The 16,464-nt window shown below is 71.3% G+C and carries 18 protein-coding genes; 13 read left to right on the forward strand and 5 right to left on the reverse strand.

Annotation, left to right across the window (positions count from 1 at the left end; translation table 11 throughout):
• Window positions 1-10: 10 nt before the first annotated feature.
• On the forward strand, window positions 11-1,210 hold the full coding sequence (locus SRB17_RS01705) for a glycosyltransferase family 4 protein (RefSeq protein WP_153533964.1): 1,200 nt from the start codon (window positions 11-13) through the stop codon (window positions 1,208-1,210).
• A gap of 70 nt (window positions 1,211-1,280) precedes the next feature.
• Here the strand turns inward: SRB17_RS01705 and SRB17_RS01710 are convergent, their stop codons facing one another.
• Genes SRB17_RS01710 through SRB17_RS01720 form a run of 3 tightly spaced genes read right to left on the reverse strand, consistent with a single transcriptional unit; the run spans window position 1,281 to window position 4,490 of the window.
• A complete protein-coding gene (locus tag SRB17_RS01710; RefSeq protein WP_153533966.1) occupies window positions 1,281-2,438 on the reverse strand; it encodes a glycosyltransferase in 1,158 nt (385 codons plus the stop codon).
• Entirely contained in the window at window positions 2,435-3,004 is a 570-nt protein-coding gene (locus SRB17_RS01715; RefSeq protein ID WP_153533968.1) for a DapH/DapD/GlmU-related protein, read from the reverse strand. Before SRB17_RS01715 ends, SRB17_RS01710 begins: the two co-directional genes overlap by 4 nt.
• A gap of 13 nt (window positions 3,005-3,017) precedes the next feature.
• Window positions 3,018-4,490 (reverse strand): sugar transferase, encoded by a 1,473-nt coding sequence (locus tag SRB17_RS01720; RefSeq protein WP_153533970.1) that lies wholly within the window; start codon window positions 4,488-4,490, stop codon window positions 3,018-3,020.
• A 198-nt stretch (window positions 4,491-4,688) separates the two neighbouring features.
• Here SRB17_RS01720 and SRB17_RS01725 point away from each other — a divergent pair, with 198 nt between their 5' ends.
• The gene (locus SRB17_RS01725) at window positions 4,689-5,309 is read left to right on the forward strand and encodes a PIG-L deacetylase family protein (protein ID WP_153533972.1); all 621 of its coding nucleotides are present in this window, start codon (window positions 4,689-4,691) and stop codon (window positions 5,307-5,309) included.
• Between the two features lie 150 nt (window positions 5,310-5,459).
• Window positions 5,460-6,332, forward strand: a complete 873-nt coding sequence (locus SRB17_RS01730) for a beta-1,6-N-acetylglucosaminyltransferase (RefSeq protein WP_153533974.1) — start codon at window positions 5,460-5,462, stop codon at window positions 6,330-6,332.
• An 88-nt stretch (window positions 6,333-6,420) separates the two neighbouring features.
• On the opposite strand, the gene SRB17_RS01735 is transcribed toward SRB17_RS01730, so the two are convergent.
• Both SRB17_RS01735 and SRB17_RS01740 read right to left on the reverse strand, forming a co-directional pair.
• Window positions 6,421-6,975, reverse strand: coding sequence for an LPXTG cell wall anchor domain-containing protein (locus SRB17_RS01735; protein ID WP_194293875.1), 555 nt, complete (start codon window positions 6,973-6,975; stop codon window positions 6,421-6,423).
• Between the two features lie 343 nt (window positions 6,976-7,318).
• A complete protein-coding gene (locus SRB17_RS01740; protein ID WP_153533976.1) occupies window positions 7,319-9,262 on the reverse strand; it encodes an AMP-dependent synthetase/ligase in 1,944 nt (647 codons plus the stop codon).
• A gap of 208 nt (window positions 9,263-9,470) precedes the next feature.
• On the opposite strand from SRB17_RS01740, the gene SRB17_RS01745 reads away from it, so the two are divergent.
• The 10 genes from SRB17_RS01745 (at window position 9,471) to SRB17_RS01790 (ending at window position 16,376) form a co-directional block, all read left to right on the forward strand.
• On the forward strand, window positions 9,471-9,998 hold the full coding sequence (locus SRB17_RS01745; protein WP_153533978.1) for a hypothetical protein: 528 nt from the start codon (window positions 9,471-9,473) through the stop codon (window positions 9,996-9,998).
• A 538-nt stretch (window positions 9,999-10,536) separates the two neighbouring features.
• Window positions 10,537-10,809, forward strand: a complete 273-nt coding sequence (locus SRB17_RS01750) for a hypothetical protein (protein ID WP_153533980.1) — start codon at window positions 10,537-10,539, stop codon at window positions 10,807-10,809.
• Entirely contained in the window at window positions 10,809-11,408 is a 600-nt protein-coding gene (locus SRB17_RS01755; RefSeq protein ID WP_153533982.1) for a vitamin K epoxide reductase family protein, read from the forward strand. The genes SRB17_RS01750 and SRB17_RS01755 overlap by 1 nt, the downstream gene beginning before the upstream one ends.
• A 225-nt stretch (window positions 11,409-11,633) precedes the next feature.
• Complete coding sequence (locus SRB17_RS01760) at window positions 11,634-12,035, forward strand: tyrosinase cofactor (RefSeq protein WP_416237013.1); 402 nt, start codon at window positions 11,634-11,636, stop codon at window positions 12,033-12,035.
• Window positions 12,019-12,885, forward strand: coding sequence for a tyrosinase family protein (locus SRB17_RS01765; protein ID WP_153533986.1), 867 nt, complete (start codon window positions 12,019-12,021; stop codon window positions 12,883-12,885). The genes SRB17_RS01760 and SRB17_RS01765 overlap by 17 nt, the downstream gene beginning before the upstream one ends.
• 231 nt (window positions 12,886-13,116) lie before the next feature.
• The gene (locus tag SRB17_RS01770) at window positions 13,117-14,535 is read left to right on the forward strand and encodes a condensation domain-containing protein (protein WP_323374836.1); all 1,419 of its coding nucleotides are present in this window, start codon (window positions 13,117-13,119) and stop codon (window positions 14,533-14,535) included.
• Window positions 14,536-14,672: 137 nt separating this feature from the next.
• Complete coding sequence (locus SRB17_RS01775; RefSeq protein WP_153533988.1) at window positions 14,673-14,921, forward strand: hypothetical protein; 249 nt, start codon at window positions 14,673-14,675, stop codon at window positions 14,919-14,921.
• A gap of 109 nt (window positions 14,922-15,030) precedes the next feature.
• Window positions 15,031-15,372 carry a hypothetical protein gene (locus SRB17_RS01780; protein ID WP_153533990.1) on the forward strand — a complete coding sequence of 114 codons (342 nt, stop codon included), beginning with the start codon at window positions 15,031-15,033 and terminating at the stop codon, window positions 15,370-15,372.
• Between the two features lie 145 nt (window positions 15,373-15,517).
• Entirely contained in the window at window positions 15,518-15,760 is a 243-nt protein-coding gene (locus tag SRB17_RS01785) for a hypothetical protein (protein ID WP_153533992.1), read from the forward strand.
• Between the two features lie 256 nt (window positions 15,761-16,016).
• Window positions 16,017-16,376 carry a hypothetical protein gene (locus tag SRB17_RS01790; protein ID WP_153533994.1) on the forward strand — a complete coding sequence of 120 codons (360 nt, stop codon included), beginning with the start codon at window positions 16,017-16,019 and terminating at the stop codon, window positions 16,374-16,376.
• Window positions 16,377-16,464 lie beyond the last annotated feature (88 nt).

The following is a 16,464-nucleotide window of genomic DNA, read 5'->3' on the forward strand; positions in this document are numbered from 1 at the left end:
CGAAAAGCCGATGAGGATCTTCGTTCACGACTACAGCGGTCACCCCTTCCAGGCCCAGCTCAGCCGGGAGCTGGCACGCCGCGGACACGCGGTGGTCCACTCGACCTGCGCGGCCTATCGCAGCGGCAAGGGTGATCTCGCGGCCGATGTCGCCGGCCTGCGCTTCGCCACCATCGGAGAGCGCATGGTGCTGAGGAAGCAGGCCTATGTCCACCGGCTCTTCCAGGAGACCCGGCTGGGCATCGAACTGGCCCGGCAGGTCGGACGTGAGCGGCCCGACGTGGCGCTGCTGTCCAACCTGCCCATCCCGGTCCTCGCCGTGACCGCGGCGGTCCTGAAGCGGCTGCGCATCCCCTGGGTGCTGTGGCACCAGGACATCACCGCCGTCGCGCTCGAGAGCTTCGCCGCCGCCGACGTCGCAGGCGCGATGGGCGTCGCTGCGAAGGTGTTCGGGGCAGGCGAGAAGTGGGCGGCACGCCAGTCCGCGGCCATCGTGGTGATCGCCGACTCCTTCGTCCAGGTCCACCGCCGCTGGGGCACCGCCGACAAGGTCACCGTGATCCCCAACTGGGCGCCGCTGGACGAGATCGTCCCCGTGGCCAGGGACAACGCGTGGTCGCAGGAGCAGTGGCTGAGTGGCGTGAAGACCGTGCTCTACGCCGGCACCCTGGGTCTGAAGCACAATCCCGTGCTGTTGGTACAGCTGGTGGAGCGCCTGCGCCGGCGGGGCGAGCGGGTGCGCCTCGTCGTCGTCAACGAGGGCCCGGCCGTGTCCGTCCTCGAGGAGGCCGCCGCCGCCCGCGGGGTCGAGCTGACGCTGCTGCCCTTTCAGCCCTACCGGAGGCTGCCCGAGGTCCTGGGCACGGGCGACGTGCTCGTCGTCCTTCTCGAAGGGGACGCCGGGCTGTTCTCGGTCCCGTCGAAGACCCTGTCCTACCTGTGCGCCGGGCGCCCGGTTCTCGGTCTGATGCCCGCCGACAACCTGGCCGCCCAGCTGCTCGACCAGGCCGGCTCGGCGGTCTTCCCGCCGGACGAATCCTCGTTGGAGGACGCCGCCGACTGGGTCCGGGACGTCCTGTCCGACCCGGAACTCGCCGCATCCCTGGGCAAGCAGAGCCGCGTCCTGGCCGAGCGGGAGTTCGCCCTGGAGGGCTCCGCCTCCCGCTTCGAGGACATCCTCAGGACGGCGACCGGCACCTCGGCGCGCTGAGCCGGCACAGCCGTCCCGGCCGGCGGACGGTGTCCCCGCGGGACACCGTCCGCCGGTTCCGTCCTCCCCGTTACCGGGAGCGCACCGCGCGCCGAGACGCATCCCTCCCGCGGGACCGGTCCCGGTAGACGGCCTCCAGCCGGTCCACCACCGCGCGGATGGAGAAGACCTCCTCGACCGCCCGGTGGCCGGCGTCGACCAGCCGCCGGCGCAGCCCTTCGTCGGCGAGCAGCCGGCTCACCGCCTCGGCCAGGGCCTCCGCGCTGCCGTCGGTGACCTGTGCGGCCTGCCTGTCCGCCAGTTCCTCCGCGATGCCGCAGCTGGTCGTGCACACGACGGGCGTTCCTTCGGCCAGCGCCTCCAGAACCGTCATGGGGAACGGCTCGTTCACACTGGGCAGGACATAGACGGTGGCCTTGCGGTAGGCCTCCAGCGCCGCGGAGTGTTCCAGCGGACCGCCGTAGCGCACGACATCGGTCAGCCCGCGGTCGGCGATGAGCTGCTCCACCTGACCCAGCGATCCCTCGTCGGCGCCGTAGAGGGTGAACCGCGCCTCCGGGATCTCCTTGTGCACCAGGGCCGCCATCTCCACGAACACCTCGGGGCGTTTACGTGGGTGCAGCCGGGCCAGGAAGATCACCTCGCGGGTGTCGCGCGTCTGCTCGGGCCGCGCGTGGGGTGACGGGCGCAACCCGTTGGCCAGCGTCACCAGCGGTGGCCACGCGGTGCCCAGGACGGCGGACAGGGCCCGCCGTTCCCGTTCGGTGAGCACGAGGCAGCAGCGCGCCCGCCGGAGCAAGGGGACGTAGACGCTGTCGAAGACGCGCGCGACCGCAGCTGTCCGGGGCTCGACCATGCCGTGTGTCTGGACGACGAAGTCGACGCGCCGCAGCCGGGCGACCGCGAGCGCGGCAAGGGACACGAGGTCCCTGCCCACATGGAGATGCACGGCGTCGGCGCGGCCCATGGTCCGCCACAGGTCCCACAGCAGCGAGGGATGCATGAGGCCGAGGCACCCCTGTCCCGGGACGACGGTCCGCGCCCGGCGGGAGACGAAGGGCACGGCGCCGATGCGGGGCGGAGCCGGCGTGCCGCCCCGCCACAACGACACCAGCCGCACGTCGTGGCCGCGTTCGGCCAGCTCCTGCAACTGGGCGACCGCCACACTCGGCGGGCCCCCGAAGGTCCCGTCGTCGCTGACGAGCGTGACCACCTGGACCACTCTCATGCGCTGACCTCTTTCCCGGATGCGGACGGAGTCGTCGCGGACGCGCCGCCGCCCGCCGTCAGGACCGTGCCCGGCGCCAGATCCCGGTGTGCCACGGCACCGGCGCCCACCACGGCGCCCTCACCGACGGTGACACCGCGCAGGACGACCGCACGGGCGGCGACCCAGCTGGCCGGCCGCAGGCGGATGGGGCCGTTGTCGTACTCGAAGGCGGGGGAGCGGCGCAGATGGCTGCCCGTGCACAGCAGCGCGCCCTGCGAGACGCAGCAGTCGTTGCCGATCGTGACGGGTTCGAGGTTGAGGATCCAGGCCGACTCGCCGATCCACACGTCGTCGCCGACCTCCAGCTTCCACGGCCAGTGCACCCGCACCCCGTGCCGGATCAGCACGCGCCGGCCGATCCGGGCGCCGAAGGCCCGCAGCAACGCCGGACGCCAGCGGTCCGGGCACCACCACTTGACGAAGACGAGGTGCAGGACGGCGAACCAGGCGGCCTGGACCAGCAGGGGCCGCCCCTTGTCGTATCCGGCACCGGTGAAAGCACGCAGGGACCATGGTGCTGCCATGACGCTGTACCTTTCAGTAGGCGCCCTGGCCGTCCAGTACCGCGCGCACGGTGCGTGCCATCACGTTGACGTCTCCGGCCAGGGACCAGTTGTCGATGTACCGCAGATCGAGTGCGACGGTCTCGTTCCAGGACAGATCCGCGCGTCCGCTCACCTGCCACAGCCCCGTCAGCCCCGGCTTGACGCTGAGCCGGCGACTTTCCACCGGGTTGTACTTCACGACCTCTTCGGGCAGTGGGGGACGCGGCCCGACCAGCGACATGTGGCCGAGCAGGACGTTGAACAGCTGGGGCAGCTCGTCGAGCGAGTGGCGGCGCAGGAAGCCTCCGATGGGGGTGATGCGGGGGTCGCACCGCATCTTGAACATGTGCCCGTCGTGCTCGTTCGCCGCTTCCAGCTCGCTCTTGAGCCGGTCCGCACCCACGACCATGGTGCGGAACTTCCACATGGAGAAATGCGTGTTGTACCGGCCCACCCGCGTCTGCCGGTACAGGGCGGGACCGGGTGAGCTGAGCCGAACCGCCAGCCCCACCGCGACAAGCACAGGTGAGAGAAGGAGGAGCAGCAGCAGGGCGCCCACGCGGTCCACGACGGCCTTGAACAGGGCCGGCATCCCGTGGCGCGCGGGCGGCGCGATGTGCAGCATCGTCAGTCCGGCGGCAGAGACCGCCCGCAGCCGGCGGCGTGCGACGTCGACGATGCCGGGCAGCACGACGAGGGGGCAGCCCCGGTCGTGCAGCGCCCAGGACAGCCGGCGCAGCCGCTCGCCCGACATGTGGCGGCTGACCGCCACGAACACCACATCGGCCGCCAGTTCGTCGAGGGCACCGAGCACCCCCATCGCATCCGTCTCCGGCGCCTGGGATGCCTCGCCGGTCAGCCGTGCGCATACGGTGACCCCCGGGGACACCGGGGCCGCGCCCACCGGGCAGGCGCCGACGACGACGTATCCGTGGTCGGTGCGCTGAGCGAGCTGCGCGACCACGGCGTCCACCAAAGAGCCCTCGCCGACGACCAGGACGCGACGCAGTGCGCGGGCGTCCCTGCGGGCGGCCCGCAGCCGGCGGCGGATCACCTTCTGGCAGGCCGCGGTGAGGATCAGCACCGGCAGCAGCGCGGTGAACGCTTCGATGTGGCCCTCGCCCGGGCCGCACAGCACACTCAGCACGGCCAGGGCACCGACCAGGATCAGCCAGTCCCTCAGCACGGCCCGCAGATCGACCGTGTCGGCCCGGATCCCGGACGCGTAGCGATTGCTCGCCACTCCGATCAGGGGCCACAACACGGCGGCGGCACCGGTCAGGAGCAGCGCACGCGGCTCTCCGCCCCGGAGGACCGCGGCCGTCATGGGCAGCGCTGCGCCGGCGAGATCCACGCAGACGGAGAGCGCGCCGTACCCATGGGCCCGGCTGCCTTCGCGGTGAACAGGTGTGTACGGCGTGGAGAAGGGCGCCTGCCCAGACACCACGCTGGTGGACCGCCCCATGGCTCTCCTTAGAAGCCCCAGCCGTTCTCGTCGGCCACTACTTATATCAGGCGTTCTTCACAAAACACGCTATTAAGAGCGGGAGTGTGTTCGGTGATGAAGACACGCAAAAGGTGTATATGGGAAAGACGTCGAAAAAGTAACGCATGCGTATGATGAGGACATTGGCGAACCATCAGCCGATCCTTAGGGGCGCTTATGTGGAAGAGAGTGCTGGCGGTCGGGGCTCACCCGGACGACGTCGAGTTCGGCTGCGGAGGTGCCCTCTTGCGGCACGCGGCGTACGGCGCCTCGATCACCCTGGTCATCGTCAGCGACGGAGCCCTCGCCGGGGACGCCGTGCTGCGCGCCGCCGAACAGGAGCACGCCGCGCAGCTCTTGGGGGCGAAGATGGTGATGCTGCAGCGCCCGGATGGCCAACTCGGGCCCCTGCGCGCCCTGGTGAGCCGCCTCGAGGAGGAGATCGCGAACGCGGCGCCGGATCTGGTCTACACGCATCTGCCGGAGGACATCCACCAGGACCACGTCAGGACGCACCAGGCCATCAGCATCGCCGCACGACGCCTGGACAACGTTCTGCTGTACGAGTCCCCCCGCTCCTCCCTGCTGTCGTCGGGCATCAGCGTGGACATCAGCCCGGTGATCGAGCAGAAGACCGCCCTCCTCGCGGCACACGCCTCGCAGATCGGCACGCGCCGTGAGCTGGGCGCCGAGGCGGTCCGCGCCCGTGCCGTCCTGCACGGCAGCAGGGTCGGCTGCGGCTATGCCGAGATGTTCCGGCCCCTGCGCTTCACCATGCCGCTCGGCCACGTCGTGTGAGGCGGCCTCACCCGGTGGTGCCGGTACGGCCCCGCGGCGAGCGCGCCATTCGGGGGACGTCCCTCCCGCGCGTCAGCGAGCCCACGACACGACCGACGGCCTCCCGATCACCGTGGGGAGAGGCCGGTACCACCGAGGGAGGAGAGAACGATGCCGGTATTCGCCGTGCTCGCTCACACCGAGCCCGCGCTGTTCTCCCGGCTCGTCGAGCGCCTGGCGCCCTACCCGGTGGTCGTTCATGTGGACGCACGGTCACGAAGTGCCGACTTCGCGGGAGTGCCTCGCACCACCTACGTCCGCGACCGCGTCGCGGTGCGGTGGGGAGCCTTCTCGGTCGTCCGCGCCACGCTCGCCCTGTACCGCACGGCGCTGGAGTTCGCCCGGCCCTCCGAGCACATCGTTCTGCTGTCCGGGCAGTGCTACCCCACCCGGCCGGTGGGCGAGTTCGCCGCGTACCTCGCTTCGGCGCCGTTCCGTCAGCACTGCCGGGCGGCCGGGGTGCTCGACGACAAGGACACCGCCGGCCGAGTCCTCAAGCGGTGGTGTCTCGACGCCGTGCCGACCGGACCGGGTCCGACCTATCTTCCCCGCGCCCTGCTGCGCAGAGGGATCTCGGAGCTGACCCCCCGGCGCAGGCCCTCCGTGTTCGGTGACATCGAGCCGGTGGCCGGCAGTCAGTGGACGGCGTTGACCGCCGACTGCGTCGCGGACCTCCTGGGCAAGGCCGAGGACCCCGGCTGGGAGAACCTGTTCCGTACCACGCACGCGCCGGACGAGATGTTCTTCCACACGCTCGTCTGGAACAGCGGCTGGCGCGATGAGGTGGAGGACCCGGTACTGCGGCCACGAGCCGGGCGCGTCACCGCGGACTTCAGCAACTTCCACCATCTGGACCGGCAGTTGAGGGGCACGAGGACCCTCGCCGATCTCCCGGCGATCGAAGCCTCCCGGATGTACTTCGTCCGCAAGGTCGCCTCACCGCAGTCGGCGCAACTGCTCGACGCCCTCGACGGACGGACCTGACCCGATCTCCACCGGGGCGGGTGAAAGGGGGACGGCGAGCGCGGCGAGGCGGCGGGTGCCGGGCGCGAGGCGTCCGGCACCCGCTCGACTACTTCTGGGTCGCTGCCCGGCGGCCCCGCCGGTACAGGACGGTTCCGGCGACCAGCAGCACGCCGCCGGCGGCCGCGGCCGTGATGGTGCCCTCGGAGCCGGTGTGGGCCATCTGCGGGGGCGTGTGGTGCTGCGGCGGCGGAACGTGCCGGTGCGGCGGCGTCTGCGGCGGCTTGTGGTGCTGGGGCGGCGGAACGTGCCGGTGCGGCGGAGGCGGCTTCTCCTCCTCGCCGTAGCACCCGCAGTGCTCGTCGCCGCCGTAGCTGCTGCCGTAGCTCGACTCGTCGTCGCCGTAGCTCCCGGACTTGCCGTAGCCCGGCTTGTCGTCGTCGCCGTAGCTCCCGGACTTGCCGTAACTCGGCTTGTCGTCGTCGCCGTAGCTCTGGGAGGGCTTGTGGCTCGGCTCGTCGTCGCCGTGGCTCCCGGAACCCGCGGAGGAGCGCTGGAGGCTCGACCGGGACTCGGGGGCGGCCTCCTCGGTCATCCCCGCGTCCCTGTGGGCCGTCCGCACGGCGTCCTGCGCCTGCTCGATCGCCCTCATGGCGCTTGCCACGCCCGGGAGACCTTCGTCCTCGGTCATGCTGCCCGGAAGCGCCGCGGCACGTGAGTCCGTCACCGTCGACAGCGGATCGGAGTCCGCGAACGCCCATGGGGTGTACAGAGACAGGGCGCTTGTCGCGGCGGCAGCCACGACCAATCCCTTGCTCAGGGTCTGTCGCACTCTCGTTGTCTTCCTCTCGGAGGGAATCGGAAGCCGGCCACGGAGCCCGACGAAGGGGGCTTCACGCGTGCCACGACCTGCAGACTGTGAACGAGATATGGACGCCCGAAGAAACCGGAAGGGGATGGATTTCGGGTAATTCACCCGAATGGCACTTCTGTGCTGCTCGAAAGGCTCACCCGCCGTACAGTGCCTCGATCTGTTCCGCGTACGCGGCCGCCACCGCCTGCCGCCTGACCTTCAGGGACGGGGTCAGCAGCCCGTTCTCCTCGCTGAACTCGCCCTCGACCAGCGCGAAGGCGCGGATCGACTCGGCACGTGAGACGGCCTCGTTGGCGTAGTCCACGGCTCGCTGCACATCGGCCCGCATCCGTGGATCCCGGACCACCTCGGCCATCGGCGTGTCCGCGGGCAGTCTGCGGACCGACAGCCAGTGGGCCACCGCTTCCGGGTCGAGCGTGACGAGGGCGGCGACGAAGGGACGGTTGTCGCCGACGACCAGGCACTGCCCGACGGGCGGACGGCTGCGCAGCCGGTCCTCCAGGACGGCCGGGGAGACGTTCTTGCCGCCGGAGGTGACGAGGATGTCCTTCTTGCGGCCGGTGATGGTGAGATACCCGTCGCCGTCGAGGGAGCCGAGGTCACCGGTGGCGAACCAGCCTCCCCCAGACTCCGTCCGGGGGGACCCCCACAGTACCTCGTCCGTGGCCGCCGGGTTGTTCCAGTACGACCCGAAGACCACCCCGCCCTGGACGAGGACCTCCCCGTCGTCGGCGATGCGGACCGCGGTGCCGGGGACGGGCAGGCCGACGGTGCCAGGGCGCGGCTTCAGCGGCGGGACGATGGTCGCGGCGGCGCTCGTCTCCGTCAGGCCGTAGCCCTCGTAGACGATGATGCCGGCCGCGTAGAAGAAGAGGTTGAGGTTCCGGTCGAGCGGGGAGCCGCCGCTGATGGCGTAGCGCATCCGGCCGCCGAGCTCCTTGCGGATGCGCCGGTAGACCAGCAGGTCGTACAGCGCCCAGGCGGCGTACAGGCCGATCCCCGGACCCTTGCCCGTACCGAGGAACCTCCGCAGGTACGCCTCCCCGAAGCGCACCCCGATCCGGTCCGCCCGGTCGAAGGACGCACCCCGGCCGATCTTCTCGGCAGTGGCACGCCCGGTGTCATGGATCTTCTCGAAGAGGTACGGCACACCGACCAGGAAGGTGGGCCGGAACTCCCGCAGCATCGGGCGCAGTTCGTCCGGCTTGACGCTCGGGCAGTGGCCGAGCTCGATCCGGGCCAGCAGGCACGCGATCTGCAGGGTTCGGCCCAGGACGTGGGCGAGCGGCAGGAACAGGAGGGTCGACGCCACCTGGCCGGTGACCTCCTTGAAGACCGGGTGGAGCAGCTCGACCGTGTTGGCCGCCTCGGCGTACAGATTGGCGTGGGTGAGCACACAGCCCTTGGGCCGTCCGGTGGTCCCGGAGGTGTAGCAGATCGTGGCCACCGACTCGGGGGTCAGGGCCGTACGGCGCTTGGTGACCTCCTCGTCGGGGACGTCCCGGCCGAGGGCCGTGAGGTCGGCGAGCGCGTCCGCGTCGAGGGTGAGGACACGCGGCGGTTCGGGGTGACGGGCCGTGGCGGTGGTGACCGTCCCGGCGTTGGCGTCCGTCTCGGCGACGACGAGACGGACGCCGGAGTCGCGGACGATCCACTCCACCTGTTCGGCGGACGAGGTGGCGTAGACGGGGACGACCTGGCCGCCGGCGGCCCAGACCGCGAAGTCCAGGACCGTCCACTCGTAGCGGGTGCGGGACATCAGGGCGACGCGGCCGCCGGGTTCGAGGCCGGCCGCGATCAGCCCCTTGGCGACGGCGGTGACCTCACGGGCGAAGGCCAGGGCGGTCACCCGGCGCCAGGTGCCGTTCTCCCGGCGGCGCAGGACGACGGCGTCGGGTGCCTCCTGCGCGTTGGTGAACGGGATGCCGGCGATGCCCCCGCCGGTGCAGCGGGGCGCCAGCGCGGCGGCCCGGACCTCGCGCACGGTGCCGCTCTCGTCCCTGATCAGCTCGATGCGCGCACGCGCCGCCAGGTCGGTGCGCTGCTGAGCCCGTTTCAGGTCCCTGCGTACGCCCATGACGGCTCCCCGGTCGCGGCTCGGCTGACGCGGACTTACCGGGGAGTCAACTTACTCGGGCGTAGCGGATGGTCAAGGGGTCCGGCAGTGCCTATGCCGTGCCCCGAATGGACCGGTGGTTCACCGGAACGCCCTCGATCGGTTGCGGGGGGTGGTGGGCGATTTCACGGTGGGCACAAGATCCCGTTCATCAGCGAAAGGAACGTCCATGGGGGTTCCACCCGTTCGGCGCGTCGCGTCCACCGTGCTCTGTGCCGCCCTGCTGGCCGGCGTCACCGGCCCGGCCGCCTTCGCGGCCGACGCCACGCCGCACCGCAACCGTGCCGCGGCCCAAGAGCCCGTACCCGGTGCCGACAAGCTCCTCACGCATGTGAACAGCCTCGGCCTCTTCGGGACGGTGCTCCAGCCGGTCAGCACCCTGCTCGACGCCGTGCTCAAGGCCGACAGGGGACAGCTCTCCGCCGACCAGGCGAACAGGCTCGTCAAGGCCGCCAAGGACGCCGTCGCCAAGGCGGGCGCGGCAGCGCCGGGCACCTCCACGGGTTCCGCGGCCCAGGGCGAGCTGTCCCTGGCCGGCAGGAACGGCAGCGTGAGCGAGGCGCAAGTCACGCTCACCAAGGCGATCGACACCCTGCAGAAGGCCGCCACCGACGGGCAGGGCGACCAGGTGTCGGGAGCGGTCCACGGAGTCCTCTCCGGCCTCCTCGGCCTCCTCACCTCGCTGCTGGGCCTCTAGGTCCCCGCTCGCCGGGGTCGGCTCGCCCGGAGGGTCCTGTCGCTCCGAACCGGCGTGGTCCGGAGGGACCGGCGTGGTCCGGGGGGAGTGGCGTGGTCCGATGGGACCGGCGTGTCCCGGGGGACGGGCGTGGTCCGGAGGGACTGGCATGGTCCGGAGGGATCGGCATGGTCCGGGGGGACCGGCCTGGTCCGGGGGGATCGGCATGGTCCTGGGGGGACGGGCGTGGTCCGGGGGGATCGGCGTGGTCCGGGGGACGGGCGCGGTCCGGGGGACCGGCGTGGTCCGGAGGGACTGGCGTAGTCCGGGGGGACCGGCCTGGTCCGGGGGGAAGGTCCCACGGCGCCCTGTCCGGTCCCGGCCGGGCCGCGGGAGCCCGTCGGGCACGGCGCCGGCGATCCGTGCCGCCGCCGGAAGGCCCGGCGGCGGCCCGGTACGCTCACCGGCCGTCCTCCGATCGTGTGGTCGCCGGCCGCGCCCCACACGATCGGAGGAGCGCCCGACCGGGCCGTCCCGCGGGGTGCCATAAGGTCGCGCGGTGACCTCACCTCGCGGCGACTCGCACTCCTTCCGCCCCGGCGGCCAGGGCGGTCCGGCCCGGCCGGGCCCGGCGGTCCCGCTGTCGCCGGAGGCGGTCCGTGCGGTCGTCCCCATGCCGTCCCGGGTCGCCCGGTGCGGCATCCCGCCGCGACGGTCGGCCGCGGTCGCCGGCGCCGCCCCGCCGGAGCGGCCCGCAGTGGTCGCCGTCGCCGGGAGGCCCGTGCCGGCCGCTGCCCACGCCGTCCTGCCGGCCCTCGGCCGGGGCGCCTGATGGCGCCGGTGCAGGCACCCCGCGCGGCCGCCGGCAGCCGCGGTCTCGGGCTCCTCCTGGTCCTCACGGGGGCGGCCGGGCTGCTGGCCTCCTGGGTCATCACCCTCGACAAGTTCAAGCTGCTCGAGAACCCGAACTTCACGCCCGGGTGCAGCCTGAACCCGGTGGTGTCCTGCGGCAGCGTCATGAAGAGCGCGCAGGCCGCGGCCTTCGGCTTCCCCAACCCGATGCTCGGCCTCGTGACCTACGGCGTCGTGCTCTGCGTGGGCATGAGCCTGCTGGCCGGTGCCGCCTTCCCCCGCTGGTACTGGCTGACCTTCGACGCGGGCTGTCTGTTCGGGATCGGGTTCGTGTCCTGGCTGCAGTTCGAGTCGCTGTACCGGATCAACGCGCTGTGCCTGTGGTGCTGTCTGGCCTGGGTCGCCACGATCATCATGTTCTGGTACGTCACCTCGTTCGCCGTACGCCACCGGTTCCTGCCCGCGCCGGCCCCGGTACGGGCGTTCTTCGCGGAGTTCACCTGGGTGCTGCCCGTGCTGCACACCGGAGTCGTCGGCATGCTGATCCTGACGCGCTGGTGGGACTTCTGGACCGGCTGAGCACACTCCGGCACCCGTCCCGCTCCGGCCCCGGCCCGCGCGCACTCGTCACCGGTCCGGCCGCATGGCGGTGACCGGACGGGGCGTCCGGCGGTTACCGCTTCGGACCCCCGACCGGACGAGGAGTGAACGATGGTTTCAGACGTCGGAGCGGCGCCGGTGGCCGGACAGCGCGCAACGCCCGCCGAGGACGGAGCGCGGCCCGGGGACAGTACACGGCGGGACGTGACACGGAGGCTGCTCGCCTCGGCCGTCGGCGTCGCGTTCGTCCCGGTGGCCGCGGCCTGCGAGCCGCCCCCGAGGACCGTGGACGACAGCCGGCGGACCGCCGCCTTCGACGAGACCTACCGCGGGCGCCACATCCGCGGCGCCGAGGTCCGCACCGGTCGCCGGGCCGCAGCCGGCCAGTGGGAGGTCACGATCGACGGCCGCCCGCTGCACCTGATGCGCCGCGCCGACGGCAGCTGGCTCAGCATGGTCGACCACTACCGCTCGTACGAGACCCCGCTCGCCGCGGCCCGCGGTGCGGTCGACGAGCTGGGGCCCGAGGAGCAACTGCGCGATCTGGCACCGGGACCCATGGGCGGGCCGACGCACATGGGGGGCGGGCATGGCGTACACGCGTAAGAACGTCAGCAGACTGACCCGCACCGAGCGGCGGCGGTTCGTGGAAGCCCTGCTGGAGGTCAAACGGCGGGGTGAGTACGACGAGTTCGTGCGGCTGCACATGCAGTACAACGCCCCCGACGGCGAACGCGGGCTGCGCTCCGCCCACATGGCGCCCTCCTTCCTGCCCTGGCACCGCAAGCTCCTGCTGGAGCTGGAGCGGGCCCTGCGCCGGGTGGACGACTCGGTGACCGTGCCGTACTGGGACTGGACCCGGGACCGCACGGCCGGCTCCGTGCCGTGGACCGACGACCTGATGGGCGGCAACGGACGACGCTCGGACCGGCAGGTGATGACCGGACCTTTCGCCTACCGCGCGGGCCACTGGAGGATCAATGAGAACGTGACCGACATCCACTACCTCACCCGCGACCTCGGCCACCACAGCAACCCCATCCAGCTCCCGACCGCCCGTGACCTCCGGGCGGCGCTGGCCGACCCGGTGTACGACGTGGCGCCCTGGAACTCGACGGTCACCAAGGGTTTCCGCAACAAGCTGGAGGGGTGGGGGAGGGGCCGGGGCAGCGTCTCCTGGCGCAACCACAACCGGGTGCACCGCTGGGTGGGCGGGGTGATGGTCGGCGGCGCCTCCCCCAACGACCCCGTCTTCTGGCTGCATCACTCCTTCGTCGATCTGCAGTGGATCCGCTGGCAGTCGATGCACCGCAGCCACCGCTACCTCCCGGCCGACCCGCCCGGCTCGCGCGACGCCCAGCACGGCCGCATCGTGGCCCGGCACGAGCGACTGCGCCCGTGGGACGTGACGCCCGACGAACTGGAGGACCTCAGCCGGATCTACCGGTACGAGTGAGACCGGTTTCCCGGTCGCGCGGGGAGCGCCGGCGCGTGTGGCGCCGGCGCTCGGCTCCGCGCGTCCAAAGGCCCAGCAGGCCACGGCTGTTGTCGACACGGCCGACGTCACCGTTCGCTTCGCCGTTCGATGCGTCACACGTCCCGCTGAAAAGCCGGCGACACGGCAACCGCCGCTCGCGCACGGCTCCCTCCTGATCAAGTCTGGGTCTTCTGCGAAGGAGACGCCCTCGTGCGAATTTCTGACATTCAACGCTGCGAAGTCCGGCCCGGACGCCTGGTCGAGTGGACCTTCAGCCCGGCGGCCGTCGAGGCCGCGGCAGCGCGGCCGCCGGATCCGCGGCCGCCGGCGTACATCCAGGAGTCGCACATCAGAACCGCGCGCTCGGTGCGCGAGGACGGGATGTTCGTGCCGACCTGGCTCGGTACGGCGTTCGACCTGCCGGGCCGGGCCGATCCCGACGCCCTGGAAAGGGCGTTGCGCGGATGGACGCTGCGGCACGAGACGCTGCGCAGCGGCTTCCGATGGGCCGACGGCGACATGCACCGGTTCACGCTCGACGAGCACGACGTGTCCCTGCGCCGCGAGGTGGTCGGCGACTTCACCGACACGGACACGCTGGTCCGTTATCTGCAGGACCGGTTCGACGTCGCGGCCGACGCGCTCGGCTGGCCGAACTTCATCTACGCGGCCGTCTTCCGTGACGACTCCACCAGCGTGTACCTGGCCTTCGACCACACCAACGTGGACGCCTACTCGCTGCAGCGCATCCCGGACGACATCCGCGAGTTGTACCTGTCGGGTGTCACCGGGAGGCCCCCGGCCCGGACACCCGTGGGCAGTTACGTCGACTTCTGCGAGCAGGAGCGGACGAACGCCGACAACATCGACGGCACGCACGCGATCGTCTCCCGCTGGCGGGAGTTCATCGCCCGGTGCGACGGAAGGCTCCCGGACTTCCCCGTCGACCTCGGTCTGCGGCCCGGCGGCGCGTTGCCCGCCCAGAAGCTGCTGCGCGAGCCGCTCGTCGACGCGGACGCCGCCGCCGCGTTCGAGGCGTACTGCCGGCCCTACGGCGGCAGCATGGTGGGCGTCCTCGCCGCGACCAGCCTGATCGTGCACCAGCTCGGCGGGCAGCCGGTCTACCGCACGGTGGTGCCGTTCCACACCCGGGTGAAGTCCGCGTGGGCGGACTCCGTCGGCTGGTACGTCGGCGGTGCGCCGATCGAGGTGCCCACGACACGGGACTTCGACGGCGCACTCACCGCGGTCCGTGCCCAGTTGCAGGCCAACCGGTCGCTGGCGCGCATTCCGCTGGCCCGGGTACTGCGCCTGCTCGGCGCGGACTTCCGCCCGACCTCGCCCGACCTGTACTCGATCGTCTCGTACGTGGACGCCCGCATGATCCCCGGCTCCTCCCGCTGGAGCGAGCAGAAGGCCTACGCGCTGCTCCGGGTGTCCTACGGCGACCAGGTGTGCGTGTGGGTCAACCGGCTGCACGAGGGGCTGTGGCTGGCCTGCCGCTACCCGGACACCGACGTCGCGTACAAGAACATGCGGCGGTACGTCGAGGGGCTGCGGGATCTGGTCGTGTCCGTGTCCGTGCCCGCGCGCGACCGCGTACGGACCGCGCAACCCACATTGTCGTAAAAGCCGTTCGCACCGTCCCGTTGGCAACCCGCCACGCCGGAACGGCAGTTGGTGTCACCGTTCGCTACTGCTAGTGTTCGCTCAGTCACGGTAGGCAATCAGCCTCGATGTACCAGCAAGGAAGAACCGAGGGTTCCATGCGCAAGCTTCAGAAGGTCGTGGTCGCAGCAGTGGCGGCAGCCGGTGGTCTGTCCGCCATGGGTGCCGGCGCGGGTACCGCCTACGCCCACGGCCGCGGCGGGCTTGAGGTGAACGACCTCTACCGCCCCTACCAGGAGTGCAGCCCGCAGACGGTGGCCGAGAACGACCTCCCGATCGGCGTGCTCGGACTCGCTCAGACCCTGGACACCACCTGCGGCCAGTTCAACAACGCCTTCGGCGGCTGAGGCCGTCGGCGTCATCGTGCTCGGCGCCGCCCGCGGAACCCTTCGGGTCACCCCCCGGGGGGTTCCCTCGCACCAGGCCGGGCGCCCCTCACAAAGGAAAACGCAACGCATGTTCAGCAGCAAGAAGATCGCGGCCGTCGCGGGGTTCGTCGGCGGCCTCGCCGTGACCTGTGCAGGCGTCGCTCAGGCGCACGTCGGATGGGGCCCCGGTCCCTGCACGCGCGACATCCAGGGCAACGTCACCTGCATCCAGCGGATCCAGGGCGAGATCCCCGAGGACGGCAACCTCCCCCACCAGGACAACTGCCTGCCGACACAGCCCTTCACCCTGCCCGCCGCCCTGGGGAACGGGACCATGCGGATCGGCCCGGAGGTGACCTGTGCCCCCACGACGTCGGGGGCGCCCGACAAGGCCGACGGCAAGATGGAGTTTCCCGGCCTGTTGAGCTGACCTCCGGGGCCGAACCCCGCGCGAATAACCCGGTGAACCGACACGACGTATGGAGTACAGATCCCAAATTGCTACGGATTGTGTGTATATGCTCACAGCACGTAGTCAACCAGGGCTTTCCAGCCCGGTAGGAAAGGGTCAAACCATGCGTAAGTTCCAGCGTGCTGCGATCGTTGCGGCAGCGGTTGCGGGACTGTCCACCCTCGGTGTCGGCGTCAGCTTCGCCGGCGGTGACCACGACGAGCTTCCTCCGCAGCTCACCGCTGTGGCCAACTCGTCGGCCAACGCCGTCGCCACGTGGGGCGGCTACTACGCGGGGCCCGAGGGTCACAAGTCCTCGCCCGACGAGGGTTACGGCCAGGGCGCCGGTCAGGGCGACGACCAGTAACGCCGCCCCTCGGGTCCTCGGTGCGCAGGTGAGCGCCTCGCGGTCGCAGCGCACCGGCATCCTTTGGAACACCCCTTGCACATCCCCCGCACCGATCGTCCCCGTCCCCGGACCAACCCGGGTGGCGTGACGGTGTGTTGAGCAACACCTCATGGCGAAGGCAGCCCGGACGCGTGGCACCCCACTCGGGGGTGCGCGTCCGGGCTGCGGTCGTACCCCCACTTCCAGAGCTCTCCAAGCCGAAGGAAAGCAGCACATGTTCACTCGACAGAAGATCGCGACCCTCTCGGGGCTCGTCGGAAGTCTCGCGGTGGTCTGCGCCGGCGCCGCCGTTGCGCACGCCGACGGCCCCAGGGGCGACTGCAGGAGCACCGCCACGGGCGACACCGTCTGCGTGCGGAAGAGCGAGACCCGCACCGACGACCACGGCCGGCATGCCATCAGGCAGACGCAGGACTGTTCGACGATCGACCGGTCGCGCGTGGTGTTTCCCGACGACGACCTGCTCGACGGCGGTACGACGAAGGTGGGGCCCACCGTGGACTGCTCCAACCATGTGAAGCTGCCCAAAGGTTTCCAGAAGCCCCGGTTCAGGAAGCCGCACATCGCATTCTGAACCGCGCACGAAAATGCCGGACCGGGATCGTTCCCGGTCCGGCATTCGGCATTCGAGGGGCAGGGCCTTTCGGCATCATGGATTTCCC

The organism is Streptomyces sp. RB17, from assembly GCF_009604455.1.
In the GTDB taxonomy this organism is placed as follows: Bacteria; Actinomycetota; Actinomycetes; order Streptomycetales; family Streptomycetaceae; genus Streptomyces.